Origin of the sequence: Rouxiella sp. WC2420 (genome assembly GCF_041200025.1) — a bacterium.
Lineage (GTDB): Bacteria > Pseudomonadota > Gammaproteobacteria > Enterobacterales > Enterobacteriaceae > Rouxiella.
The window spans coordinates 1,307,130-1,331,913 of sequence record NZ_CP165628.1 but is presented as its reverse complement, the minus strand read 5'-3'; the positions used below and the strand labels follow the sequence as shown (position 1 = coordinate 1,331,913).

Genomic DNA, 24,784 nt, shown 5'->3' with positions numbered 1-24,784 from the left:
GGGCCGATGGTTGCTCGCAATCGTCTTAGGCTTGTTTGGCGTTGCCATTGCTGGCGGAGGCGTGTGGCTTATCGCGCTCGGCGGTAACTGGTATTACACCATTGCCGGTATTCTCAGCATTATCAGTGCAATTTATCTTGCTCGCGGTTCATCGAAAGCCACCTGGTGGTTTAGTGTGCTTTTCGTCTTCACCCTTGTCTGGACTATCGTCGAGTCGGGGCTGGATTACTGGGGCTGGGTACCGCGTTTCGCGCTGATGCTGATTTTCGCCATCGCCTTCTCATTTTTACTTCCTACCTTGCACCGTGGCGTTTCGCGTGGCGTAACTCGTGCCGTATCCGGCATTCTGGTACTGGCTTTTGTGGTTGCTGGCGGGCTGGCTTTTGTGCCCTACCATGTCACCGAAGCCAAGGACGTGCCTGCGGGCGCAGATAATCCTTTTGAAGCCGACACCGGAACGGGCGTGAATCACGCTATCCCGTCGACTGACTGGACCTCTTATGGTGGCAATCAGGCCACTGATCGTTACTCGTCAGCCACGCAGATAACCCCTGATAACGTGAAAAATCTGCAGGTTGCCTGGCAGGCCGAGGCCGGCGACGTACCTAAAGACACGCGCTGGGGCGTACAAAACACACCATTGAAGATAGGCAACACGCTGTATGTCTGCGGATATCTTAATAAAGTGGTGGCGCTGGATGCCTCAACCGGCAAAAAGCAGTGGGAATTTGACCCGGGCATCACGCCGGAATCCGTGCCTTATACCCCGTCATGTCGCTCTATGGCTTACTATCAAGACCCTGCTGCACCAGCAGTTTCTGACGCTAGTGCTCCAGCCGCTGCGACCTGTGAACGCCGAGTGATTGTCGGGACTCTGGATGCCCGCGTGATTGAACTTGACGCGCAGACTGGCAAACGCTGTGAAGACTTTGGTAAAAACGGCGAAATCAGCATTACCGAAGATATGGGCAAGGTCTACCACGGCTATGTTTCTATCACCTCTCCTCCTGCGGTTATCCGCGATACGCTGGTGGTAGGCCACACCACGGTCGATGGGCAACGAGCATTTGGTCCATCGGGTGTGACGAAAGCCTATGACGTCAAAACCGGCAGGCTGAAATGGGCATGGGACGCCGCCGATCCGGAAAATACCGCTCCGCGTACTGGCGATGATCAATACAAGCGCGGCTCGCCAGATGTGTGGACTTCATTCACGGGTGACGACAAGCTTGGTCTGGTTTATCTGCCGGTTGCCAACGCCTCCGGTGACTACTATTCCAGCACCCGTACGCCAAACGAGAACAAATACTCCCCTTCTCTGACCGCGCTGGATATTGAAACCGGCAAACCGCGCTGGTCGTTCCAGAATACGCACGATGACGTTTGGGATTACGATCCTGGTTCTTCACCGACTCTGGTTGATTATCCGCAGGCAGATGGGACTAAAATTCCGGCGATCATCTTCCCGACTAAAAATGGTGAAACCTACGTGCTCAACCGCGCGACCGGTAAGTCACTGTTCGGCGTTGAAGAGCGCCCGGTACCACAAGGTGGCCTTGAGCCTCAGGCGCGCAGCAAAACTCAGCCGTTCTCGCTGTTTAACTCGCTGGCCAAGCCTGATCTCAAACCCGAAAACATGTGGGGCCTGACGCCAATTGACCAGCTGGTTTGTCGTATTCAGTTCGCTCAGGCGGATTATCGCGGCAAGTTCACCCCTCCAGGTCTGGACAAACCGATCATCGACTATCCGGGTTATAACGGCGGAGTCGACTGGGGCGGTGTGGCGTTCGATCCTGCGCGTGGCCTGATCATTGCCAACTACAATGACATGCCTAACTATACCAAACTGGTTTCTCGCAAGCAGGCCGATGCGATGGGCTGGAAAGCGCGTGATATTCTCAACGATCCGGTTGCCGAGGCACACGCCGAAGGTGCTGGCGATCCGCAGGAAGGCGTTCCTGTTGCGGTGAACGTCAATGCGGGATGGCAGCTGCCGTTTACTGGCATGCTGTGTAAAGAACCGCCTTACGGTGGCATTCGCGCTATCGATATTCGTGATGGCCGCACCGTATGGGATCGCCCGCTGGGTACCGCGCGTGAGAATGGTCCGTTTGGCTTGCCGACAGGCCTGCCAATCAACATTGGTACGCCGAACAACGGTGGCTCGGTAGTCACAAAATCAGGGCTGATTTTCATTGCCGCCGCGACAGATAACCTGCTCCGCGCCATCGACATCACTACCGGCAAAACTGTCTGGTCAGTGGCGTTACCGGCTGGTGCGCAGGCTACGCCAATGGTTTATGAGCAGGATGGTCGCGAATTTGTAGCGATTACTGCCACCGGACACCATTTCATGCATACGCCACGCGGCAACTTCGTCATCGCTTACGCATTGCCGAAGTAATCCATAGCGTTAATTAGCAATAAGCACCCCGTAAACTGGATTTTGGTCCTGCTTGCGGGGTGTTTTTTTTCAGCGTTTGCTACGAACTTTTGGTGGTCCAAAGAATGGGCCATTGACCGCTTTTACTGTAACCATCACAGCTAGGTTCCGACGCATAAGACGTCAAACGAAACACCTTGCCATCAAATATCCAGCGAGTGGAAACGCCGCAATCACCCAATCCCCGCCCCTTGTCGAAAGTCGACAATATACCGGTTTTCTGATCAAAATCGGCGTTAATCAACTCTGGCGGCTGATCGTCGTCTGCGGACTTGAACGGCATGTTCAACACCAGGTTATCTGCTTTATACGGTGCCTCGCGTGACACTATATAGCCGAGCACGTAGAGATTATAAGCACCCATATCACAGTTAACCGTCATCAACGCCTTGTCATTGGACAGCGCAAAGAGATGCACCTCACGCTCGGCCGAGTCAAGACTGCAATCGTTGTTTTCGACATTGGTGGCGTTATTTTGCGTGATAGCGGAAATCTCGGTTTCTGTCAGCGGATGCGGCTCGTTAAAACGCGGCATGATTGGCTTGGGAGGTGCCGCTGGAACGCTGGAAACGGCTTTATTACCACGACTGGCCCAGGCAGTTTTAGTGCCTTCGCGAGACTGCTGCTGATCGATAGCCAGCAGGGCCGCTTTTAAGCCGTTCAAAGAAATCGCCGGGTGCGTGCTTTGCTGAGCATCGAGTTTGCCACCCAGTAGAATGCTTTTGCCGTCGCGGATAGAATTCACAAAATCATCAACCACCAGGCGATTGGTGGTAGTTACATGCTTCTTGCTGACATCCCATTCACGGCGGTTAAAGGTCAAAGCCTTGCCATTGAGTATCAAACGATTGGCAATCCCGGGATCGGTGCTTTGCTCGTCACTGTTACGCTGATAGTCGATACTGACGCTGGCCTTGCCCTCGGGACCGGCATCACGGGTTAATTGCAGCACTAAGCCTTGGCTGTCTTGCGAACTTCTCGCCGAACAGCGGTTTATGTTGTCGCAACTGACCTGCCAATCGTTGTAGATTCGTTGCAGCGGATCAGCATGCGCGTAGCCGGTTAACAAAGTTGCCAGCAACAGCAGCGGTGTGGCCATCCAATTGGGTGTCATTACATTTCAGCTCTTTTACGAAGTAAACCTTTAGATATTAACCTAAGCTGTGCAAAGACTCTGCTTGAAAAGCATCATTTTTTTACCTGTAAACAGCAATGGATAGCTTGAATGAAAAACAAACTGGCTGCGATACTGACGCAGGACAATGAAATAGTTACAGGTGTCGTGTCATAAACACGTTTTGTTGCGCTGTTATACGCTTAAGCACAATCGAAGCTGATATTCTACTGTGAGCAGCAGTCATATATTTAAAAGGTGCATTAGGGATGGCGAAAGGTAACGACTTTGGTTTACTAAAAATTAAAACAAAAATAATCCTGTTGATGCTTTCACTGCTCTCTACCTCCGCGATGGCGGAAGAGCCTCCTGTGGTGCTGACCGGAACTATCGGCACCTCTGCAGTGGTCATGGAGCTGGACTTAAATAAGCCAGAAGCGATCACCGGCCGGTACTTTTATCAAAAATACCATCTCGACCTGCCACTCAATGGCAGTCTGGAGGACGGCGATTTAAGTTTGCAGGAGGGAATGGATGACTTCAACGACACCCCTCGCCCTATTCTCAGACTTCAATCCGATGGCAAATCAGGCTGGCAGGGAACCTGGTCAAATCCTCAGGGAAAAATCATGCCGATTGAATTGACTCCGGCAAAGCTTCCTGAAACCAATCCCGATGCCTTTCTGACTCGACTGATCCATGATTCACCTTATGAGTACCTGCGCCTCAGCGAGCTGTCGCTGAAGAAAGGCAAACAGCAGAGTTTTATGGGGCACCAGCTGCAATGGTGGCACGAACCGCAGTCCAATATTTCGTTGTTTACTCTGGCAGACGGTTATCCTGAGGCTCAACTCAGCGCCATCAATCAGCATTTGACCGCCCGACTGTGGCAAGAGGTGATCGATTACCACAGCTGCATGCTGGGTGCCAGCCAGTTTGGCTCTGGTGAATTCGAACAAACCGTCACGCCGGAGCTGTTATCCAGCACGGCGGTCAGCGTTAAAATTTCCACCAGCTACAGCTGTGGCGGTGCGCATCCAGACTTTGGCGACTCGCCGCTAAATCTTAATGCCAAAACCGGTAACCCGCTGTCGTTGGAGGATATTTTGTGGATTGGTAAAGATAAGCCGTTCCATTATATGTACGCTGACGATCACGCCGATCAAAACAGCAACAGCGTGGGATTCGACGATTATTCAAACTATCGCGAAAAGAATTTTGCCCCGTGGCTAATTACGCAGTTTAAACAGCTTTATCCTCATGAGATGCAAAAGCCCAGGGGTGACGATGACTGTGACTATAGCGATGCCGAGATTTGGTACTTCCCGTCGTGGTATCTCACCGCCAAAGGTATCCATTTCGGCCCTTCTTTTGCGCGGGCAATGCGCGACTGTGAGGGAACCAGCTGGTCAGTTTTACCCTGGTCCACTCGCAGTCAACATCAGGGCGGCGTGCCGCTGGCACTACCGCAATAAATGGAACTTACTGTGACCGAACCTTGAATTCGGTCACGCAGTTTAGTCCAGCAGACCGTTTATTTGCGCATACTGCAACAAAATCACCGCTTTACCGTCCTTGATTTCTCCATTTTTAATCATCTCCAGCGCCTGGCTGAATGGCACTTCCAGCACCTCGATATCTTCATCTTCAACCCCGCCGCCATCATTTTCGCGCCTGCTATCGTCATATTCCGCAGCAAAGAAATGAATAATCTCGGTAACACCGCCGGGTGACATATAAAGCTCAAACAGTTTGGCGACCGCACCTACCTGATAGCCCGTCTCTTCAATCGCCTCTTTGCGGATGCAGTCTTCCGGCGAATCGTCATCAAGCAGGCCGGCACAGGTTTCAATCAACATGCCGTTAGTGTTGCCGTTAAGATAAATAGGCATCCGGAACTGGCGAACCAGCAGCACTGTTTGTTTATTGCGGTTATACAGCAAAATTGTCGCGCCATTGCCACGGTCATAGACCTCGCGTTTATGCTCAATCTTACTGCCGTCTTTTTTTTCCAGCACGTAGCTGTAATTACGCAGCGTGAACCAGTTATCGGACAGCAATTTATCTTTGATAATTTCGATTTTGACAGTCATAGCGCCTCTAGGTGAATAACAGGAGTCTTAATACTAAATGCACTGCAAAGATTACGTAAGGAACATTAACTACGAATGAACCTAATATTGATAAATATTATATAGCCAGTATGCTCTTGATAATGGATGAAGGCAGTAGCTAAAAGGGAGCAATAGCATGGCAGATCAATATCCTGCGTTTTTTACTAAATCCGCGGCGACTTTCAGTACCACAAATAAGCAATCCTCAGATAATCATTCGGCGGCTTATCTCTCATCGGCCCATCACTCGCTAGCGAGTAACTCATTATTTAACAACTCTTTAGATAGACATTATAAAGTCATGATTGTCGATGATCATCCACTGATGATCCGTGCCGTAGAGCAGATGCTGGGGCTTTCGCCGAATCTGCATGTAGTGGCGACGGCCAATGGGGGTATTGAAGCCCTTGCGGCAGCAAGAATGACCGACCTTGACCTGATTATTCTCGATCTTAATATGCCGGATATGTCCGGGCTTGAGACGCTAAACGCCCTACGCGCCGAAGGTTGTGCCGCAAAAATCATTATTCTGACCTTTTCGGACTCTCCTTGTGATATCGCCAACCTGATCAACGCCGGTGCCGACGCCTATCTGCTCAAAGACAGTAAGCCCGAGTATTTACTTGAGCAAATTCAGCTGACGGCTCAGGGTAATAACTATCTGAGCGAGGAAATGCAAAATTCAGTGGTGGCCGAAAATAATAAGGTAAACCCCCTGGAGAAGTTAACTGACCGGGAAACCTGCGTACTGAACGAGGTGGCTAAAGGACAGTCGAATAAAGAAGTCGCTCGCGAACTGTCTATTTCAGAAGAAACCGTCAAGGTGCATATTCGCAACGTGCTACGCAAGCTTGATGTCCGCTCTCGCGTAGCCGCAACGGTAATATTTCTCGAGTCCAGGGCCTAAACGCGATTATCAGGCTTACCCCTGGGAATCGATAGCCGCGAGGATCTGCTCGCGATGACTGGCTATCCACTGCGGGTTCAACGGACCCCAGTGGGCAATCTGGTAATAACCATCGTTGTTTCGCACGCCCTGCTGAATAAAATTAAGCTCTACCCCCATTCCCGGCAACGCCTTTAATACGTCCTGCAGTGTCCGTCGCGGCCAACCGCTTAGCGCCATTAAATTTGGGACATTAGGGCGCTCATTATTTTCAATCAACCAACATAAATACAGCCGACGGGCAAAAACGGAATTCAGCATAGTTCTACTCTCTGCTTATTTTTATGAGTAAATAGTTTTTATGAATACATTGTTACTTTCTTAAATAACTGAGTCATTTGAGTCTGTCAAAGAAGTAAACACCTTCGTAGCAAGCTTTTTTACAACATCTCCTTTTTTTCTCCACGTTTTTACCGGTGATTAAAGGTAAAGTGCTCAGGCGTACAGGCCTCTTTTTTAGCCTGATCGTGACACTAATCCGCAAGCAAGTGTTGCAAAAAATTGCGCAACCACCAGGATGTGGTGACATAAAAGTAGGCTAATTTATTAGAAAAGATCTTTTATTATTTCCTGATGTTAATCATCGCTTATAACTTCTGGGTTTCACGTTGCGGCACATCGAAGCTGAAAGACAGAGGTTAGAGCATGATTACGAGGTTTGTGAGACATGGCTAACTTCTTTATCGATCGCCCAATTTTTGCCTGGGTATTGGCGATCATCATTTCTCTGGCAGGGGCTTTGGCCATTTATGACCTGCCGGTTGAGCAATATCCTGCTCTTGCGCCGCCTAACGTCCGTATTACCGCCCAATATCCGGGGGCGTCGGCCACGATTGTAGAAAATACCGTGACGCAGATAATCGAGCAGAACATGACCGGCCTCGATAACCTGATGTATATGTCGTCGCAGAGCAGTAATGACGGTAAGGCACAGATTACCCTGAGTTTTGTGGCAGGCACTGACCCGAACGAGGCCTTGCAACAGGTACAAAACCAGCTGCAACAGGCGCTGAAACGCCTGCCGCAAACGGTGCAAAGTCAGGGGGTAACCGTATCAAAAACCGGTGATACCAACCTGATGATGGTTGCTTTTGTGTCGACCGACGGCAGTATGAGCAAGCAGGATATCTCCGACTATGTCGCCTCGAATCTTCAAGACCCGATCAGCCGCGTTGACGGCGTCGGCACCATCAACGCCTATGGCACGCAGTACGCAATGCGTATCTGGCTGGACCCCAACAAGCTCAACAACTACAGCCTGACCACTTCTGACGTCGTTACCGCGATTGAAAACCAGAACAGTCAGGTCGCCGTGGGCCAGCTGGGCGGTACGCCAGCGGTGGACCAGCAGGCGCTGAACGCCACGGTCAACGCCCAGTCACAGCTGCAAACGCCGCAGCAGTTTCGCGATATTACGTTGCGGGTAAACGCCGACGGTTCGGACGTGACTCTGGGTCAGGTTGCTACCGTTGGACTCGGTGCCGAAAACTATAACTTCGACAGCCGCTATAACGGCCAACCGGCTTCCGGGATGGGGGTGCAGCTGGCTTCTGGCGCCAATGAACTGCAAACCGATACCGCCGTGCGAGCCAAGATTAAAGAACTTTCGCAGTATTTCCCGCACGGGCTAAAAACCGAAATTGCCTATGAAACTACCCCGTTTGTCAAAGCGGCAATCACCGACGTAGTGAAAACGCTGTTTGAAGCTATCGTGCTGGTATTTTTAGTGATGTATCTGTTCCTGCAAAACTTCCGCGCCACGCTTATCCCGACCATTGCCGTACCGGTGGTTTTGCTGGGGACTTTCGTGGTGCTGCATCAGCTTGGTTACAGTATCAATACCTTGACGATGTTCGCGATGGTGCTGGCAATCGGGTTGCTGGTCGATGACGCCATCGTGGTGGTTGAAAACGTTGAAAGGGTCATGAGTGAGGAAGGACTCAGCCCGCGCGACGCGACACGCAAATCGATGGGGCAAATTCAGAGTGCGCTGGTGGGGATCACCATGGTGCTGTCGGCGGTATTCGTGCCAATGGCGTTTTTTGGCGGCACCACCGGGGCGATTTACCGTCAGTTCTCGGTGACCATTGTTGCCGCGATGGTGCTTTCCGTGTTTGTCGCACTGACCCTGACCCCGGCACTGTGTTCCACGATTTTAAAACCGATCGCCAAGGGTCATCATCACGGAAAACGCGGATTTTTCGGCTGGTTTAACCGCATGTTTGATAAAAACGCCCGTCGCTATGAGCACGGCGTTGGTCGCATCTTGCATCACGGCTTCCGCTACATGTTGGTGTATCTGCTGCTGGTCGTGGCCCTGGGTTTTATGTTCGTTAAACTACCAACCTCTTTCCTGCCACAGGAAGACCGTGGCGTTTTCACCGTACAAATCCAGCTACCGCCTGGTTCGACCATGGCGCAAACCACCCATGTGGTGTCTCGGGTTGAACAATATTTCCTGACCCACGAGAAAAAAGACGTGCTGTCGGTGTTCTCAACCATCGGCTCAGGGCCGGGTGGTAACGGGCAAAACGTCGCACGTATGTTTGTGCGCCTGGCTGACTGGGACGATCGCACCTCTGGAGCAAATACTTCGTTTGATATCATTGACCGTGCCACCAAAGAGTTCAGCAAGAGCAAATATAACGACGCGAGGATTATTGCCAGCAGCCCTCCGGCAATTAATGGACTGGGCAACTCCTCTGGTTTTGATATGGAGCTGGAAGATCACGCAGGTTTAGGCCACGCCAAACTGATGGCCGCACGAGACTCCCTGCTGGATATGGCAGGCAAAAGTCCGCTGCTGTCTCGCGTGCGCCACAACGGCCTGGATGACAGCCCACAGTTGCAGATTGATATCGACCAGCACAAGGCGCAGGCGTTAGGTCTGAGTATTTCCGAAATTAACAGCACTCTGAGTACAGCGTGGGGTTCAACCTATGTGAATGACTTTGTCGATCGCGGGCGCGTGAAGAAAGTTTATGTACAGGCTGATGCCCCCTTCCGCATGTTGCCCGACGACGTTAATCGCTGGTACGTGCGCAATACCACGGGCACGATGGTACCGTTTTCGGCCTTTACCAGCTCGCATTGGCAAACTGGCTCGCCGCGTCTTGAACGTTATAACGGCGCTTCGTCGCTGGAAATCGTCGGTGAGGCGGCTAAAGGCGTCAGCAGCGGGGCTTCGATGGACGAAATGGAAAAACTGGTGGCAAAATTACCTACCGGAATTGGACTCGAATGGACCGGTATGTCGTATCAGGAAAGGCTGTCCGGCTCGCAGGCCCCCGCTTTGTATGCTATTTCTCTGCTCGTGGTGTTCCTGTGTCTGGCTGCGCTGTATGAAAGCTGGTCGATTCCGTTCTCAGTGATGCTGGTGGTGCCGCTGGGGGTAATCGGCGCGGTTATCGCGACCTACCTGCGCGGTCTTGAAAACGACGTCTATTTCCAGGTTGGGATGCTGACTATTATCGGGCTGTCGGCGAAGAACGCCATCCTGATTGTTGAATTCGCCAACGACCTCAACGTGCGGGGCAAAGCGCTGCTTGAGGCCACGCTTGAAGCCTCGCGCATGCGACTGCGACCAATCCTGATGACTTCGCTGGCGTTTATTTTTGGCGTCCTGCCGATGGCCACCAGCCAGGGTGCGGGTTCGGGAAGTCAACATGCGGTCGGCACTGGGGTTATTGGCGGGATGATTTCAGCCACGGTGCTGGCGATATTCTTTGTTCCGCTATTCTTCGTACTGGTGCGCCGTCGTTTTCCGGGCAAGCATGAACACCCAACGCTGATTAATGAGATCATAGAAACCACACCGGATCCGTGAAGGCGATAGGAATTTTGTCAGGGCAATGTACCAATGAGCTGATTCATAAGGTTATGAGAATAAGTTTATGAATTAAGGCCCGACCGTTGTTTTAAGGAAATCGTTTTCTGGATATAAAAAAGGCGCTAATTTAATTAGCGCCTTTTGTTAATAAAAAGTTATTTATTAGTTATCTGGTGTTTTGAAGCAATTGAAAATAAAGCGTTTCAAATACCATTTTTCATCACCTGCCTGTTGTTTATATCAACATTTTTGGCAAGGCTCACAAGATGATGATGGCTATATCGGTTTTTCACGGATGAAATCTGATGTAACTACAGGATCTTGTTATTAACTTTATCTTGGCAAACTGCTGTTATTAACCACGCAGCATAGCTTCGATAAAGTCTTTCCAATTACCTAACTCTTGCTCGACCATAATACTCCCCTTGATTAACGCAGGGGATTATACGAGCAATATTTAAGCAGACAAACAGTTTATTCCGATAATGACACGTCGATCACGCTTATACATCCGGTAACGTTGTGCTGCCGTTGAAGTAAAAGTATGCAGGATCCCTATTGCCTGAGGCAGATATTACGGCTAATGTTTGAACAATAAACATTTTATTAGCCACCCGAGGGTTCAAAAAACCCTACACGACTTGCAGAGAGATCGCCGCAATGACTTTTGAGATAATCAGTAACGAGAATATTGGATCAGTAGACTGGCAGCGTCTGGCCGATATTCTTGAGCTTAGCGGCCTCAACAAACGCGATTTAGCCAAGCTGGAGCGCGGATTTTCCCACAGCCAGTTCCGCTATCTGGGTTATCTCGATGGCGAGCTCATCGCCTCTGCTCGCGCCATCAGTGACTTCACTTCGGTTTCTTATCTGAGCGACGTAGCTATCCATCCTGATTATCAGGGGCGAGGTTTTGGTGGCGCATTAATGCGCAGGGTAATGCAGGATTTAACGCCATTTGGTAAAGTGATTATTTACGCCGTGCCGGATAAAATTGAATTCTATAAACGCTTTAGCTTTCACCCGCTGCTTACCGCAATGACCTATGCCGAAGGAGAGGCCCTGACTTTTCTGAGTCAAAAAGGCTATATTCCCTCTCCGGCATAGGTTTTTTATTACCCGTAACCGAAATACGCTACGGGAGCCAGACTTTATTCAAAATCAGCGTTGTTGGTTTCCGGCATACGCATATATACAATCAGCGATATCAATGCGGCTACTGCCACATAGAGCCAGATATAATTGATAAAACCGTTAAAGTGCATCCAGGTAGTTATATAAGGTGCGGTGCCGCCAAATATTGCCACCGCCAGTGCGTAAGGCAGCGCAATTCCTGTCGCCCTGACTTCCGGAGGAAACTGTTCAGCCATAATCGCCGCGCAATTACACGAATAACCTAGCAAGAAGATAATTCCGACCAGCTGAACAAACAGCAGGCTCCAGAAATTATTATTCAGCATCGCCAGCAGTGGATAAGAGAATAAAATGAAGCCGATAGCAAAGGCACTCAGCGTTTTCTTGCGGCCTATCTTGTCGGAAAGCATTCCGGCAAAAGGCAACAGCACCATGAATACCGCGATACTGATAGTTTGCGACAAAAAGGCGTCTTTCAACGGAATGCCGGTGGTGATATTGGCGTAAGTTGGCAGATAATTCAGCCAGATATAATAGGTCAGCGTTCCGGCAATAGTAATTCCCGCAACCCGCAGAGCGGCTTTAGGATGATGAACCAGCATCGCTTTTAATGGATGAACCTGTGATGTTACCGCGGGTTTATGTTTGATAAACGCCTCGGTTTCGTTCACCGTTACGCGCAGCCAGATACCAATTAACCCCAGCGCAGCGCCGACGATAAACGCCAGCCGCCAACCCCAGTCCAGCAATGATTCTGGTGATAAAAACCAGGTAAAAGTGGTACCCATAAATGAGGCAATCAGCGTGCCGCCTGCTACTGAAACCTGTTGCCATGAACCGGCAAATGCGCGACGCCCCTTGCCTGCTGACTCCACCAGCAGCGCCGAAGAAGAACCAAATTCGCCACCGGCAGAGAAGCCTTGAACCAAACGACAAAGCAGCAAAATTGCCGTCGCCCACACGCCGATCACTGCATAGCTTGGTGTCAACGCCATCACCAGCGCGGAACCAGACATCATGCTGATACTCAGAATCAGCCCTTTCTTGCGGCCAAACTTGTCAGCGTAAGCGCCAAGAATCGCCGCGCCGACCGGACGCATGATAAAACCAATCGCAAAGAAACCCAACGTGGTCAGCAGACTGGCGACACTATCGCCCGCAGGGAAAAACTCTTGTGAAATAAGCTTGACGAAAACCGCGTACAGACCCCAGTCAACCCATTCCACGACATTACCAATCGCTGCGGCAAAAACGACTTTCTTCTGGTGTGCAGTAAATTTATGAGGCGAATCAATTGAAGCTTCGGTTGCTACCATCCTAAAACCCTCTCTGAATTAAAGTGTTTCCCGCTGTTGACGCCTAAATGTAAATCTTTGTTTTTATTATGATAATTCGCCGCTCTTTTATTGAATAATTATTCGCTCGGCGTTATTGAAACTATTTGCTGTTTTTTAACTGCTTGCCGACATGGTTGGCCAACCCGGCGTGAGTGGTAAACCACACCCCTGCGTGCGAGGTAATGTGCTGCATCAGCTCGTCGAGGATCACCATTCTGGAACGATGCCCAATGACGTGTGGATGCATGGTCAGTTGAAATACGCCGCCCTCTTTATAAGCCTGGTTAAATTCGTCAGTCCAGATTTCCAGCACGTCGCGCGGCTTGGTATGCGGACGAATCGAGTTAAAGCGGTCCATGGTGAAATACGGGGCATCATCGCGGATCCATTCGACCGGAATTTCAACCACGCCGGTCGCCACGCCCTCTTCTATCAGCTCGTAAGGCTCGTCGTCGGCCATCAGGGAGGAGTCATAAATCAGCCCCATTTCACGAATAATTTGCAACGTGTAAGGCGAATAATCCCAGGATGGCGTCCGAATACCGACCGGGCGAACGCCGGAGGTTTTTTCCAGCACGTCGGCGGCACGCAGCATCAAATCGCGTTCGGTGGCGTAATCGAGCAGCGAGTTACGCTCGTGGATCCAGCCGTGAATGCCCACCTCATGTCCCGCCGCCACGTAAGTCTTGCTCTCGTCTGGCCGCAGCAGCGCGCAAACCGCAGGAAGATAAAACGAGGCCGGAGCGCCGTATTTCTCCAGCAGGTTAAGAATACGACCAATACCTACCCGCGCGCCGTACTCGCCCGCCGCCATGCGTCCGGGAGAGGTTTCGCCATCGCGCAGAGGAATAGTTTCATGATCGCTGTCGAAGGAGAGCGCGACAGCAATTTTGTTATTGTCCGGCCATGCAGCCTTTAGTGGTTGCCCGGCGCGTACTTTGTTGACATATCCACGCCATTCGCTTTCCGGCCAAGTCCAGGGTTGTGACATTTTGCGGTTCCTCTTAGGTATGCGTTTCAGATAGCAAAAACATTTCGTGCGGAATTTCTGCTACCGCCATCTCGAAGCGTCTATGCATCTGTTGTAAGCTTTTTCAAACAGCGGTAAAAATCATCAGACAATTCTGTTTTAAATTGTCTGACGAAAAAACGCAAATTGTATTGCAGTGGAGATTTTCTGAGCATGTCAGAACAAAAAACAACCCAAAGTGCCAGGGAACTGGTTGAAGACAGCATTCGCTTAGGGATCGCCGTGGGTGATTTTTTGCCCGGTGAGCCTTTGCGCGAGCGTGAAATTTGCGAACTGAATGGCGTGAGCCGCAGCGCGGTGCGGGAAGCTTTTCGAAGTCTGGAGGCTGAGGGCCTAATCACCACCGTGCGCTATCGCGGGCCAATGGTGTCGCAGCTTTCCATCGAGGAAGTGCGATCAATCTATGAACTCAGGGGGATTCTGGAGAGCCAGGCAGCGCGGTTGTTTACCCTGCGAGCCAGCGACGAACAGTGTGCCAGACTGCGCCAAACCGTTGAAGATATTGGCCGGGGCCACGACACGCAGGACATGGTGCTGGTAATTAGCTCTTCAGCAGATTTCTATCACGTACTGGCAGAAGGCACCGGCAATGTCGCCATCGGGCAGACGCTGTTTTCGCTGCTCAATCGACTGGCTTTGTTTCGCTTCTCCTCAACCCGCTGGCCAGGACGCGCCGAAAAAAGCATGGCCGAGCTGCGAGCCATTATTTGCGCCGTTGAACAGCGCAACGCTGAGGCTGCGGCACAAAGAGCGAGAGAACATACAGAAGCCTCGGGAGAGATAGCCCTATTGGTTATTGAAGAGCGCAACCGAGGTGCATTAGCCAGCGGCCGCACCCGGCGCAGGAAAACCACCTGACCGGCGGGCCGCAAGGGTAGATTCAGCCAGCGTTTTACAGCATTATGTAAAGCATCATTTTTGCGGGAGGCAAACGCCGACAGACAGCGGCTTGCAGCCCGTCATTGGCTATTCTTTCGCCCAATCCTTTGCCGGTATTGGGCGAGTTAACACTTAGGGGTTGTTTAGGCATGGCAGAGAATTCCTCATTCATTATTTATGGCATCAAAAATTGCGACACCGTTAAAAAAGCCCGCCGCTGGCTGGAAGATAACGGCGTTGAGGCGCATTTTCATGATTATCGCGTTGATGGCCTCGACGAGACGCTGATTCAGATGCTTATCGATAAACAGGGCTGGGAAGCGCTGCTCAACACCCGTGGCACTACCTGGCGCAAGCTCGACGAGTCAGTGCGCGTCGCCTGTGATAATGCCAAATCTGCCAAGGCATTGATGCTCGAACATCCTGCGGTCATTAAACGCCCCTTCCTGCTCGCCGCCAGCGGACAATCGCTGCTCGGCTTTAAATCTGAAAGCTATGCGCAATTTGTTGCAGAGGTGAAGTAAATGATTTGTCCGGTTTTAGATCTTGCGCAACAGTTGATCCGTCGCCCTTCCCTAAGTCCTGATGATGCAGGCTGTCAGGAAATCCTGATTGCCCGCTTGCAGGCTATTGGCTTTCACATTGAAACCATGAACATCGGCGATACGCTGAATTTCTGGGCAACGCGCGGTGAGGGCAAAACGTTAGCCTTTGCGGGTCATACCGACGTGGTTCCAACCGGCGATCCGGCGCTGTGGATCACCCCACCTTTTGAACCGGCTCTGCGCGATGGCATGCTGTATGGTCGCGGCGCTGCTGACATGAAAGGCTCGCTGGCCTCGATGGTGGTTGCAGCGGAACGTTTTGTTGCAGCAAACCCAAATCATCAGGGCCGTCTGGCGTTTTTGATCACTTCCGACGAAGAGGCCAGCGCGGTTAATGGCACGGTGAAGGTGGTTGAAGCCATGATGGCGCGTAATGAGCGCATGGATTATTGCCTGGTAGGCGAGCCTTCGAGCACCACTCGCGTGGGTGATATCGTCAAGAATGGCCGCCGTGGCTCAATGACCGCCAATCTGCAAATTCACGGCGTGCAAGGTCACGTGGCCTATCCGCACCTGGCCGATAACCCGGTGCATCGGGCCATGCCTGCACTTAACGAGTTGGTCGCTACCGAATGGGATCGCGGCAACGAGTTCTTCCCGCCGACCAGCATGCAGATTGCCAACATTAATGCCGGCACTGGCAGCAATAACGTGATCCCCGGCGAACTTTACGTGCAGTTCAATTTCCGCTTTAGCACTGAGTTAACCGATGCGCTGATCAAGCAACGTGTTGCAGAGCTGCTGGACAAACATCAGCTAAATTATACTCTTAACTGGGTCGTTTCCGGTCAGCCGTTCCTGACACCTCGCGGTGCGCTGGTCGATGCAGTGATTAACGCCGTGCAGCATTACAGCGAGATTACCCCGGATCTGCAAACTACCGGCGGCACTTCAGACGGCCGCTTTATCGCCTTGATGGGCGCGCAAGTAGTCGAGTTGGGGCCAGTTAATGCCTCAATCCATAAAATTAATGAATGCGTTCAGGCAGCCGATTTGCAGCTGCTTAGCCGCATGTATCAGCGCATTATGGAACAGTTGGTCGGATGATCAGCCACGCCATGCTGACCGGGCGCTCCACCGAGCACCTGGTTGAACTCACCGCTCATCACCGCCTGCAACCCGAGGCAGTGCAAGCCTTTCTGGCGTTGCAGGCCGCAGCGGCCAAGGCCGGATTTAACCTGCATCCGGCCAGCACTTTCCGTGATTTCGAGCGGCAACTGGCTATCTGGAACGGCAAATTCCACGGCGAGCGGCCAGTGTTAGACAGCCACAGTCATCCGGTAGATATCACTGAACTTGATGATTCCCAGCGAGGCGAGCTGATCCTGCGCTGGTCAGCCCTGCCCGGTGCCAGCCGCCATCACTGGGGCAGCGATCTCGACATTTACGATCCCACACTGTTGCCCGCAGACGGCAAACTCCAGCTTGAACCTTGGGAGTATGATCACGGCGGATATTTTTATACGTTGACCCAATGGCTGGATGAAAATATGGCATCGTTCGGCTTTTATCGGCCATTTAGCCACGACAGCGGCGGCGTGGCGGTTGAGCCGTGGCACTTGAGTTATCGTCCGCTGGCCGAGCAGTGCGAAAAGTTACTCACTCCAAAAGTGCTTGAACAGGCGTGGCAAGGTGTTGATCTCGCTGGACACGCCTGGATTAGCAGCCAACTGCAGAGGATTTTCCAGCAATACGTTATAATTACACCTGTAACAGGCGAATAGTTTTACGCAAACGCAGGATAACCAGTAAGGGAGTGAAATTATGGAATGGATTAAAGATTACTGGTGGATAGTGCTGATCATTTTGGCTGGCATACTCATCAGCGGCATTAAAGAACTGCTTCGGGTCGATGTGAAAGCTTACCTGAAAGATAAGCCTGAGATCCCACCGCACCGTGATAACAACGCCGAATGGGATGCAGACGACGACTGGCCAAAGGACAAGAAAAAGTAAAAGCCGGTACGTTTTTTTAAACCTTTAAAACCTCTGGCGGCAGGCGAGAACTACCCTGCCGCATATTTCACTCTCAGGCCTGTAATCTCTCAATTGCCGCGCTAATCATCTGCGGGCTGATACCGTGAGCCACCTTCGGTACCAGATCCAGCGTGCAGGCACAACCCAACTCTTTCAGGCGCTCCGCCGCAATCACCGCGTTATTGGCAGCAATTACCGGGTCACTTTGTCCGTGGATAAAATGGACGGTGGTCTCTGACGCGATTGCTGTTTCCGGCAGACTGGCGAATCGACCGCTAAAGGAAACAATACGCCCGGCCAGATTGTGCTCGACCTTGGTGGATTCCAGCGACATGATCGATCCCTGCGAGAAGCCAATAAGAATAGTATTTGCAGCACTTATGCCACTTTTATGTTGCCAGTCGCGCACGGTCTTGATAAATAACGGCATCGACTCGGCAATACGCTGATGACGATTCTGCTCAGTCACGCCCTGCACTGAGAACCATTGACGCCCCTGCCCTAAATCACAGGCAAACGGACTACCGATAGAGACAATCAGCGCCGCGGGGAAGCTCTGGGTAAAATAGCGCCCTATCTCACCCATTGAAACCGGATTATCGCCCACGCCATGAAACAATAAAATCAGCTGCTCGGCCTGACCCTGCGGTTGTTGAACGATAACGTGATCCGGGCTCATAACTGGACTCCTGTGACTGGCTAAAAGAGGTGTCGCCGTTTCATTACGGCAACGAATATCCTCACTATACGCGGCTGAAAATTGAGGAAAATAGGGTTTTATTGAATAACTCATACTGATTTTTTCAATGTCCTGAATGCCGGTACTCTTCATCAACACTCGTTTCTTGTTGCCAACAAATTTTTATTCAGAAAAATCACGCCACCTGCTGCATTGCCTGGCATCCAATTGCTCTAAAGCCTGACGGGTTTCTACACGCCAGCGCTCAAGCAACGCTTTTTTGCCAATCAATCCAAGCAAAGAAACGACCTCAGGCATCGTCATTTGAGACTGCAAACTGGCACGCAGTGCAGGCAAAGAAAGCGATGACTGGTCCAGCAACCGCAGCAACGAAGCGCGACTGCTCTCGACGGACCGACTTGCAAACGCGAAACCGGACAATTCGCGCCAGTCGGCATCGTTAAGACTCGAGTCATCTTGAGAGTGAATGTGTTGATTAAGCGCAACGGACACCTCTGTGGGAACCTGTTGGCTATTTCTTAAAAATTGTTGCACTGCCTGCTGGCAAAACGTTTGCCCTGATGCGCTCAGCGGCAAAATCGCCATCGCGGCAAAACATCCGCTGCTTGCCTCCCGCTGATTGCCAACGCGCACCAGCTTGAAACCGCAACGTTGCCAAAATCGCCACAAATCGTCGGTAAAACCAAAGCTGACCGAGAGGAAATCCAGCCCTTGAGCACGGGCTATTTTGCGCTGCTGCTCAACCAATGCGCGCCCCACGCCCTGTTTGCGGTGCTCTGGGGCAACAGCAATGCGGGTAATTCGTCGGGAATGCAGCACGGCTGCTTCAGGGAATCCGCCGTGTGCCGCCATTGATTGGGCAACCAGATTACCGCGCGGCCGCCGCCTGCCCGCCCAGACCTCATGTGCCAGCGCAGGACAAAGTTCGCCCTCTTCCACCAACCACAGCGCGGCGGCCAAATGCTCGCCTCGTTTAGCCACAGAGAACGACATACCCGGCGCGTCCAGCATGCGGCGCAGATCTATCGGCGAGGTGCGGTAATGGGCGCTGGTTAACAGATGATAAAAATCAGCAAGCAGCTTGGGATCATTTTCCCACGCCGCTGCATCGAACCAGGTAAAACTCATAAGCGATGGGTTATCGGCAGTATTAGCGATGATTTTATCGCCTGGCTGTTTCTCCCCGTTGGCAGCAAGGCCGCTGCCCATGTTTGATGGAGTAATTTGAGCATTTGAGCAGCTTTCAGGCTCTGGAGATGCACTCGCGTTTACGGTCGAAGCATTCCCTGCTGCGGCATTTTTTATTGCTGTAAAATCCGGCTCGTTAAATAGCAGAATTTTATTGATCAATCTTTCCAGCGGATCGTGCTGCGCCCAGCGGATCGGATCCACCAGCCTTAAATCATGCCACTCTGCTAGCGAAGCACAAAATTTTAGCAAAAAACCTCGACCAGTACCTTCATAACCCTGCACGGTGGTGGTCAGCAATACGCGAGGAAAAAAGGCAATCAGCCGAGTAAGCAATGGCGCAGGAATGGCCGCCGCCTCATCAATCAGCAGCCAATCAGCGTCGAGGGGCGCACCACTTTCACAGTGCGCCAGCAGCGCATCAGGTGCAAAAAACCGCGCGCCCTGCTGACTTTGTTCAGCAATACGCCGTGTCGAGGCTTTGCCCGGTGCAGTGAGCCAACAAAGTCCTTTCCAGTGCTGCACCAACATACCGGCCAACGTTGACTTTCCCCGACCGCGCGCGGCAGTGAGTACAAAAATTCCCTCGGTAGCCTGTAGCAGCAGGTTAAGAATGCTTTGCTGCTGCTCGGTCGGGGCACCCTTGGGAGCAAACCAATCGCCGGTATCTTTCAGCAGTTGCGGCTGGCACGCCTCGCCCTGTCGCCAGATAATAGTTTGTTTATCCTGCTGTAAATAATCACAAAAACGGCTGACAAATCGTGGCGTAGCTATTGCCTCGGGATGTTCACTCCAACGGCGACTGTCGTTATCCGGCATTAATGGCCAGGTTGACCAGGCAGGCGCGAGCAAGATAAGCCAGCTTCCCGCCTGCAAAACGCCGCTGAATGCCGCCAGTGCCTCGGCGTTAAGCCCTTCTCGCGCATCAAACACACCGTGCAAAAACTCTTGCCCAAGCAGCTGATTCACCTTTTCAGGCTCCAGGGTGCGAAAATCCGGCTGCGGCAGCGAGCTAATCCACAGCCAGTCGCCGCTAAAATGACCAGTCAACTTTAATACCAGCCCAGCGGCCCAGTCTGATTCGCCGCTGAGTACCAGCAGCCTGCGCACGCCCTGCTTCAACATTTGCTGCTGGCAATCAATTAACTGAGAAAACAGCAGTTTTGCGGTCGGCGATTCAGGCTCGATGGGGTTCATCCAGTCAACCTTTACCGATCATCAGTGACAGTAAACCGGCGGCAATTAAAGGCCCAACCGGCACGCCCTTGAAAAAGGCGACGCCCAACACTGTGCCGACCAACAGTCCGGCTACCAGCTGCGGCTGGCTGCCCATCAGGGTAATTCCTCTGCCGCCCAGCCAGGAAACGCCTACGCCAACCAGAATAGCGACGATCGATTTCCAGTGAAAAAAGGAATGAATCAACGCGCCAGGGGTGATCTTGCCGTTGGCGATCGGCACCATTACGCCGATGGTCAAAATAATAATCCCTAACGTCAGGCCGTATTTTTCGATCCATGGAAAGAAGTGATTTAGCGGCGTAATGCGTACCGTCAGCAAAAAGAACATGGCAATAGTGACGGCTGAATTGTGACTAAGAATACCTAGACCGGCAAAAACCAGCAGGATAAGCAAGGTTGGATCGAGAAAAGCCATAAGATTCCCAAAGTAAGTCACGATTAAGACGATAAAATTTTATTAATGACGTCAGCTGTCGAAAGTTGCCCCGAATCAGCCCTTCAGGAGCTTACACAACTATGTGGCAGAGGTGAATACGCGCGGGAAATATCGCGGTGGGAAAGATGAAGTGACGTTTCACAATAGATTTCCTGTTGCAGCAAGGCGGCCAGCGGAGACACCGTGGGAGCTTACACAAAGTAAGTGACCACGGTGGATAGCGCGCAGCCAACGCTGCTGCGGTGGGAAAGATGAAGTGACGTTTCACAATAGATTTCCTGTTGCAGCAAGACGGCCAGCGGAGACACCGTGGGAGCTTACACAAAGTAAGTGACCACGGTGGATAGCGCGCAGCCAACGCTGCTGCGGTGGGAAAGATGAAGTGACGTTTCACAATAGATTTCCTGTTGCAGCAAGACGGCCAGCGGAGACACCGTGGGAGCTTACACAAAGTAAGTGACCACGGTGGATAGCGCGCAGCCAACGCTGCGGCGGCGGGAAAGATGAAGTGACGTTTCACAATAGATTTCCTGTTGCAGCAAGGCGGCCAGCGGAGACACCGTGGGAGCTTACACAAAGTAAGTGACCACGGTGGATAGCGCGCAGCCAACGCTGCTGCGGTGGGAAAGATGAAGTGACGTTTCACAATAGATTTCCTGTTGCAGCAAGACGGCCAGCGGAGACACCGTGGGAGCTTACACAAAGTAAGTGACCACGGTGGATAGCGCGCAGCCAACGCTGCTGCGGCGGGAAAGATGAAGTGAAATTATTTGGTGGCGAAAGTGTTGCACTGATCCATGCGGCCACTGTCGTAGCCGCGTTTAAACCAGTCATAGCGCTGGGCGGAGGTTCCGTGGGTGAAGCTGTCGGGAACTACGCGACCCTGGCTTTGCTGCTGTAGCCGATCGTCGCCGATTGCGCGTGCGGCGTCCAGCGCCTGCTTGAGGTCGCCGCTTTCAAGCACCTGTTCCTGTTGCATGGCGTGTCCCCAGATACCGGCGAAACAGTCGGCCTGTAGCTCCATTTTCACCGACAGGCGATTCACCTCGGTCTGTGACGCGCCCTGTTGCATCTGGCGCACCTTCTTGTCTATCCCTAACAGATTTTGCACATGATGCCCGACCTCGTGAGCGACGACATAACCCTGCGCAAAGTCTCCTCCTGCGCCGAGTTTATCTCTCAACTCCTGATAAAATGACAGGTCGATATAAACGGTGCTGTCTGCCGGGCAGTAAAATGGCCCCATCACCGATTGCCCGGTGCCACAGCCGGTGCGGGTTGCACCACGGTACATTACCAGTTTCGGGTCACGATAGGTCATGCCATTTTGTTTAAAAATCTGAGTCCAGACATCTTCTGTAGAGGCAAGAATGACAGAGGTAAATTTAGCCTGTCGGTCGTCGTTAGGACTGATTGAAGCAGGAGTTTGTCGCTGCTGATACTGAGAGGGATTCTGAGTCTGGCCGCCGTCAATCAGCGGACTGAGGTCAATACCGTAATAACCGGCGATCAGCACCACAATAACAATCACGATGCCGCTTTTGCCGCGAATAGGAATGCGCATCCCGCCCATCCCATTGCTACCCTGACTGCCGCCATCATTACGGCGGTCTTCCACATTGTCGCTTTCTCGACGCCCTTGCCAACGCATAATCCACCCCCGCTGTTTTTTCCTAATCCTAGTTAACAAGACGCAGGAATACCAATAGCGGATAGCCAGACTTTGAAGTTGGGTAAGAAGTCGGAAGGTGTTTAAGAAAACGAAGCTATAAAAACGCCCCCTCAGACGACAGCGTTAAGCTGTGTTGACAATCTTGGGGGGCGTAATCGTTTGCGTTGCGTGGCTAAAAAAAGATTAGTCTAATTTAACGCCAATACGTTTCGCGACTTCTTCATAGGCTTCGATCAAACCGCCCAGGCTCTGACGATAACGGTCTTTGTCCATTTTCTCAAGCGAGTTGGCATCCCACAGGCGGCTACCGTCCGGAGAGAATTCGTCACCGAGTACCACTTCGCCGTTGAACAGACCAAATTCCAGCTTGAAATCGACCAGAATCAGACCAGCATCGCCGAAAATCTTGCTCAGCACGTCGTTAGTCTTGTAGCTCAGCTCTTTCATACGTGCCAAATTCTCTTCGTTAACCCAACCGAAGGTTTTGCAGTAAGATTCGTTGACCATCGGGTCATGTCTGGCATCGTCTTTCAGGAACAGGTCGAACAGCGGCGGATTCAGAACCAGGCCTTCTTCTACGCCCAAACGCTTAACCAGTGAACCGGCCGCGCGGTTGCGGATAACGCATTCAACCGGAACCATATCCAGCTTTTTCACCAGCACTTCGTTGTCTGACAGCAGACGTTCCATTTGGGTCGGAATGCCGGCTTCTTCCAGCTTCTGCATAATGAAGTGGTTGAATTTGTTGTTGATCATGCCTTTACGGTCGAACTGCTCAATACGTTCGCCATCCAGTGCTGACGTATCATTACGGAACTCCAAAACCAGCAGGTCTGGGTTTTCGGTGGTGTAGACGGTTTTCGCCTTTCCGCGATACAACTCAGCTAACTTTTGCATCTTAACTTACTCCAGTGACTTGATTGGGGTGGTACAAAAAACGACAGGTATATCTCTATTATTCGCTATAAATACGTATTTGCCATCAACACGTATTCGCTATTCGCCATGAATCGGCAAATGCAAAAAGGGGCCGTAGCCCCTTCGCGTATTACTTGGATACGGTACCGCTTTGATTCAACGCGGCCTGCATCACTGCCACCATCGCATCATTTTGCGACTGCGACAGAACATGCCCTTTAGGATCAATGAACTGCAAGCTACTGCGGTTGTTCAGGTCACCGAGCTGGAGTTTATATTCTCCAGAAGACAGGTCTGGATCTTTCGCGCCGAGCGCATCCCAGGCATCGCTATCCAACGGCGAGTATTTGGCAGTCAAAGTACCCTGCGGACGGCTGCTGTCGGTGACTTTCATGCCTGCTTTTGCCAGCGCGGCAGGCAGACGTTCCCAGACATTGCCGTACGGGGCACGGATAATCACGACTGGCAGGCCGGTATCATCCGCGCCGCTCTGCACGTCGATCTCGCCGAGTTTACGGTTGTCCAGACGATTCTGCTGTTCTTGCTGCAGTTGGCCCAGACCCGCGGTGATGGAGTTTAGCATCTGGCCGGTGTAACGCTGCTGCTCGGTTGGTGAAGTAACCGCTACACCTTTTTGCTGCAGCTCAAGCGTTTTCACCGTCAAGGCATTCTGGTAGCCCTGAGTGGTCACGCTTATCTGATAACGACCCTGATACTGGAAGTCTTCATCTTTACGGTTCCACTGCACCATATCGGTAGTCAGTGTTTGATTGGCATCGTCACGGCTGGCAATCTTGTAGCCGTTTTTCTGCACGATAGTCACTACGTTTGCCCACAGGCCGCTGCTCTGCGTCAGCAATACAGTGCCGGTATCGGCAGTATATTGAGCCCGTGAACCATCGACCAGCGCCAGAGGCTGCAATGGAGGACGGATATCAAGAGCCTTGCCCAACGCGCCTTTGCTGGTGCCAGGCGGTACATCGTAAGTTCCGTTCTCCAGCGGCAAAATCATGCCATTGGGAGTTTGCAGCTCTTTCAACGGTGCAGCCTGAAGGTAATCTTCATTGCCGTTTACTTCTCGCTTGTAGTGCGAATCGTTAGAGCAAGCCGCGAGCAGCATAATCAGGGAAAGACCCATAACCTTTGCTAACGTCGACTTTTGAAAACGTGGTTTTGTTAATGAGTAGGTCATCAAATATCCCTAAAAGTGTTATCCCCTTGGT

General features: G+C 51.8%; 23 protein-coding genes. 10 read left to right on the top strand and 13 right to left on the bottom strand.

Going from position 1 to position 24,784, the window contains the following annotated elements; all coding sequences use genetic code 11:
• Nucleotides 1-10: 10 nt before the first annotated feature.
• Nucleotides 11-2,404, top strand: a complete 2,394-nt coding sequence (locus AB3G37_RS06230) for a membrane-bound PQQ-dependent dehydrogenase, glucose/quinate/shikimate family (protein WP_369790051.1) — start codon at nt 11-13, stop codon at nt 2,402-2,404.
• A 79-nt stretch (nt 2,405-2,483) separates the two neighbouring features.
• Here the strand turns inward: AB3G37_RS06230 and AB3G37_RS06225 are convergent, their stop codons facing one another.
• Nucleotides 2,484-3,557 carry a DUF1176 domain-containing protein gene (locus AB3G37_RS06225; protein ID WP_369790050.1) on the bottom strand — a complete coding sequence of 358 codons (1,074 nt, stop codon included), beginning with the start codon at nt 3,555-3,557 and terminating at the stop codon, nt 2,484-2,486.
• A 269-nt stretch (nt 3,558-3,826) separates the two neighbouring features.
• On the opposite strand from AB3G37_RS06225, the gene AB3G37_RS06220 reads away from it, so the two are divergent.
• Nucleotides 3,827-5,032 carry a hypothetical protein gene (locus AB3G37_RS06220; protein WP_369790049.1) on the top strand — a complete coding sequence of 402 codons (1,206 nt, stop codon included), beginning with the start codon at nt 3,827-3,829 and terminating at the stop codon, nt 5,030-5,032.
• A 42-nt stretch (nt 5,033-5,074) separates the two neighbouring features.
• Here AB3G37_RS06220 and nudK read toward each other — a convergent pair whose 3' ends face one another.
• The gene (nudK, locus tag AB3G37_RS06215) at nt 5,075-5,650 is read right to left on the bottom strand and encodes a GDP-mannose pyrophosphatase NudK (RefSeq protein ID WP_009638385.1); all 576 of its coding nucleotides are present in this window, start codon (nt 5,648-5,650) and stop codon (nt 5,075-5,077) included.
• Between the two features lie 157 nt (nt 5,651-5,807).
• Between nudK and AB3G37_RS06210 the strand changes: the two genes are divergently transcribed.
• The gene (locus tag AB3G37_RS06210; RefSeq protein WP_369790048.1) at nt 5,808-6,578 is read left to right on the top strand and encodes a response regulator; all 771 of its coding nucleotides are present in this window, start codon (nt 5,808-5,810) and stop codon (nt 6,576-6,578) included.
• 15 nt (nt 6,579-6,593) lie between these two features.
• On the opposite strand, the gene AB3G37_RS06205 is transcribed toward AB3G37_RS06210, so the two are convergent.
• Complete coding sequence (locus AB3G37_RS06205) at nt 6,594-6,878, bottom strand: helix-turn-helix domain-containing protein (protein ID WP_009638387.1); 285 nt, start codon at nt 6,876-6,878, stop codon at nt 6,594-6,596.
• Between the two features lie 406 nt (nt 6,879-7,284).
• Here AB3G37_RS06205 and acrD point away from each other — a divergent pair, with 406 nt between their 5' ends.
• Nucleotides 7,285-10,443, top strand: coding sequence for a multidrug efflux RND transporter permease AcrD (gene acrD, locus AB3G37_RS06200; RefSeq protein ID WP_369790047.1), 3,159 nt, complete (start codon nt 7,285-7,287; stop codon nt 10,441-10,443).
• 358 nt (nt 10,444-10,801) lie between these two features.
• On the opposite strand, the gene ypfM is transcribed toward acrD, so the two are convergent.
• Nucleotides 10,802-10,861 (bottom strand): protein YpfM, encoded by a 60-nt coding sequence (gene ypfM, locus AB3G37_RS06195; RefSeq protein WP_139804174.1) that lies wholly within the window; start codon nt 10,859-10,861, stop codon nt 10,802-10,804.
• A gap of 245 nt (nt 10,862-11,106) precedes the next feature.
• On the opposite strand from ypfM, the gene AB3G37_RS06190 reads away from it, so the two are divergent.
• Nucleotides 11,107-11,553 (top strand): GNAT family N-acetyltransferase, encoded by a 447-nt coding sequence (locus AB3G37_RS06190; protein ID WP_369790046.1) that lies wholly within the window; start codon nt 11,107-11,109, stop codon nt 11,551-11,553.
• Between the two features lie 44 nt (nt 11,554-11,597).
• Here AB3G37_RS06190 and AB3G37_RS06185 read toward each other — a convergent pair whose 3' ends face one another.
• On the bottom strand, nt 11,598-12,896 hold the full coding sequence (locus tag AB3G37_RS06185) for an MFS transporter (RefSeq protein WP_369790045.1): 1,299 nt from the start codon (nt 12,894-12,896) through the stop codon (nt 11,598-11,600).
• Nucleotides 12,897-13,017: 121 nt separating this feature from the next.
• Nucleotides 13,018-13,908, bottom strand: a complete 891-nt coding sequence (locus AB3G37_RS06180; RefSeq protein ID WP_369790044.1) for a polysaccharide deacetylase — start codon at nt 13,906-13,908, stop codon at nt 13,018-13,020.
• 192 nt (nt 13,909-14,100) lie between these two features.
• On the opposite strand from AB3G37_RS06180, the gene AB3G37_RS06175 reads away from it, so the two are divergent.
• Nucleotides 14,101-14,805: a GntR family transcriptional regulator gene (locus AB3G37_RS06175; RefSeq protein WP_369790043.1), complete on the top strand. Its 705-nt coding sequence runs from the start codon at nt 14,101-14,103 to the stop codon at nt 14,803-14,805.
• A 34-nt stretch (nt 14,806-14,839) separates the two neighbouring features.
• On the opposite strand, the gene AB3G37_RS06170 is transcribed toward AB3G37_RS06175, so the two are convergent.
• On the bottom strand, nt 14,840-14,977 hold the full coding sequence (locus AB3G37_RS06170) for a hypothetical protein (protein ID WP_369790042.1): 138 nt from the start codon (nt 14,975-14,977) through the stop codon (nt 14,840-14,842).
• On the opposite strand from AB3G37_RS06170, the gene AB3G37_RS06165 reads away from it, so the two are divergent.
• Genes AB3G37_RS06165 through AB3G37_RS06150 form a run of 4 tightly spaced genes read left to right on the top strand, consistent with a single transcriptional unit; the run spans nt 14,976 to nt 17,387 of the window.
• Nucleotides 14,976-15,350 carry an ArsC family reductase gene (locus tag AB3G37_RS06165; RefSeq protein WP_369790041.1) on the top strand — a complete coding sequence of 125 codons (375 nt, stop codon included), beginning with the start codon at nt 14,976-14,978 and terminating at the stop codon, nt 15,348-15,350. The two genes, AB3G37_RS06170 and AB3G37_RS06165, sit on opposite strands and share 2 nt — an antisense overlap.
• Complete coding sequence (gene dapE / locus AB3G37_RS06160) at nt 15,351-16,478, top strand: succinyl-diaminopimelate desuccinylase (protein ID WP_369790040.1); 1,128 nt, start codon at nt 15,351-15,353, stop codon at nt 16,476-16,478. It begins immediately after the preceding gene.
• Nucleotides 16,475-17,155, top strand: a complete 681-nt coding sequence (locus AB3G37_RS06155) for a M15 family metallopeptidase (protein WP_369790039.1) — start codon at nt 16,475-16,477, stop codon at nt 17,153-17,155. The genes dapE and AB3G37_RS06155 overlap by 4 nt, the downstream gene beginning before the upstream one ends.
• Before the next feature lie 40 nt (nt 17,156-17,195).
• A complete protein-coding gene (locus AB3G37_RS06150) occupies nt 17,196-17,387 on the top strand; it encodes a YpfN family protein (protein ID WP_369790038.1) in 192 nt (63 codons plus the stop codon).
• A 73-nt stretch (nt 17,388-17,460) separates the two neighbouring features.
• On the opposite strand, the gene ypfH is transcribed toward AB3G37_RS06150, so the two are convergent.
• The 6 genes from ypfH to bamC all read right to left on the bottom strand — a co-directional run bounded on the left by ypfH (nt 17,461) and on the right by bamC (nt 24,753).
• Complete coding sequence (gene ypfH / locus AB3G37_RS06145; protein ID WP_369790037.1) at nt 17,461-18,087, bottom strand: esterase; 627 nt, start codon at nt 18,085-18,087, stop codon at nt 17,461-17,463.
• Nucleotides 18,088-18,270: 183 nt separating this feature from the next.
• Nucleotides 18,271-20,493 carry a tRNA(Met) cytidine acetyltransferase TmcA gene (locus AB3G37_RS06140; protein WP_369790036.1) on the bottom strand — a complete coding sequence of 741 codons (2,223 nt, stop codon included), beginning with the start codon at nt 20,491-20,493 and terminating at the stop codon, nt 18,271-18,273.
• A 4-nt stretch (nt 20,494-20,497) separates the two neighbouring features.
• Nucleotides 20,498-20,950: a DUF441 domain-containing protein gene (locus tag AB3G37_RS06135; protein WP_009638401.1), complete on the bottom strand. Its 453-nt coding sequence runs from the start codon at nt 20,948-20,950 to the stop codon at nt 20,498-20,500.
• A gap of 787 nt (nt 20,951-21,737) precedes the next feature.
• Nucleotides 21,738-22,622, bottom strand: coding sequence for a neutral zinc metallopeptidase (locus AB3G37_RS06130; protein WP_369790035.1), 885 nt, complete (start codon nt 22,620-22,622; stop codon nt 21,738-21,740).
• 204 nt (nt 22,623-22,826) lie between these two features.
• Nucleotides 22,827-23,540 (bottom strand): phosphoribosylaminoimidazolesuccinocarboxamide synthase, encoded by a 714-nt coding sequence (purC, locus tag AB3G37_RS06125; RefSeq protein WP_009638403.1) that lies wholly within the window; start codon nt 23,538-23,540, stop codon nt 22,827-22,829.
• Nucleotides 23,541-23,691: 151 nt separating this feature from the next.
• Nucleotides 23,692-24,753, bottom strand: a complete 1,062-nt coding sequence (bamC, locus tag AB3G37_RS06120; RefSeq protein WP_369790034.1) for an outer membrane protein assembly factor BamC — start codon at nt 24,751-24,753, stop codon at nt 23,692-23,694.
• Between the last annotated feature and the right edge of the window lie 31 nt (nt 24,754-24,784).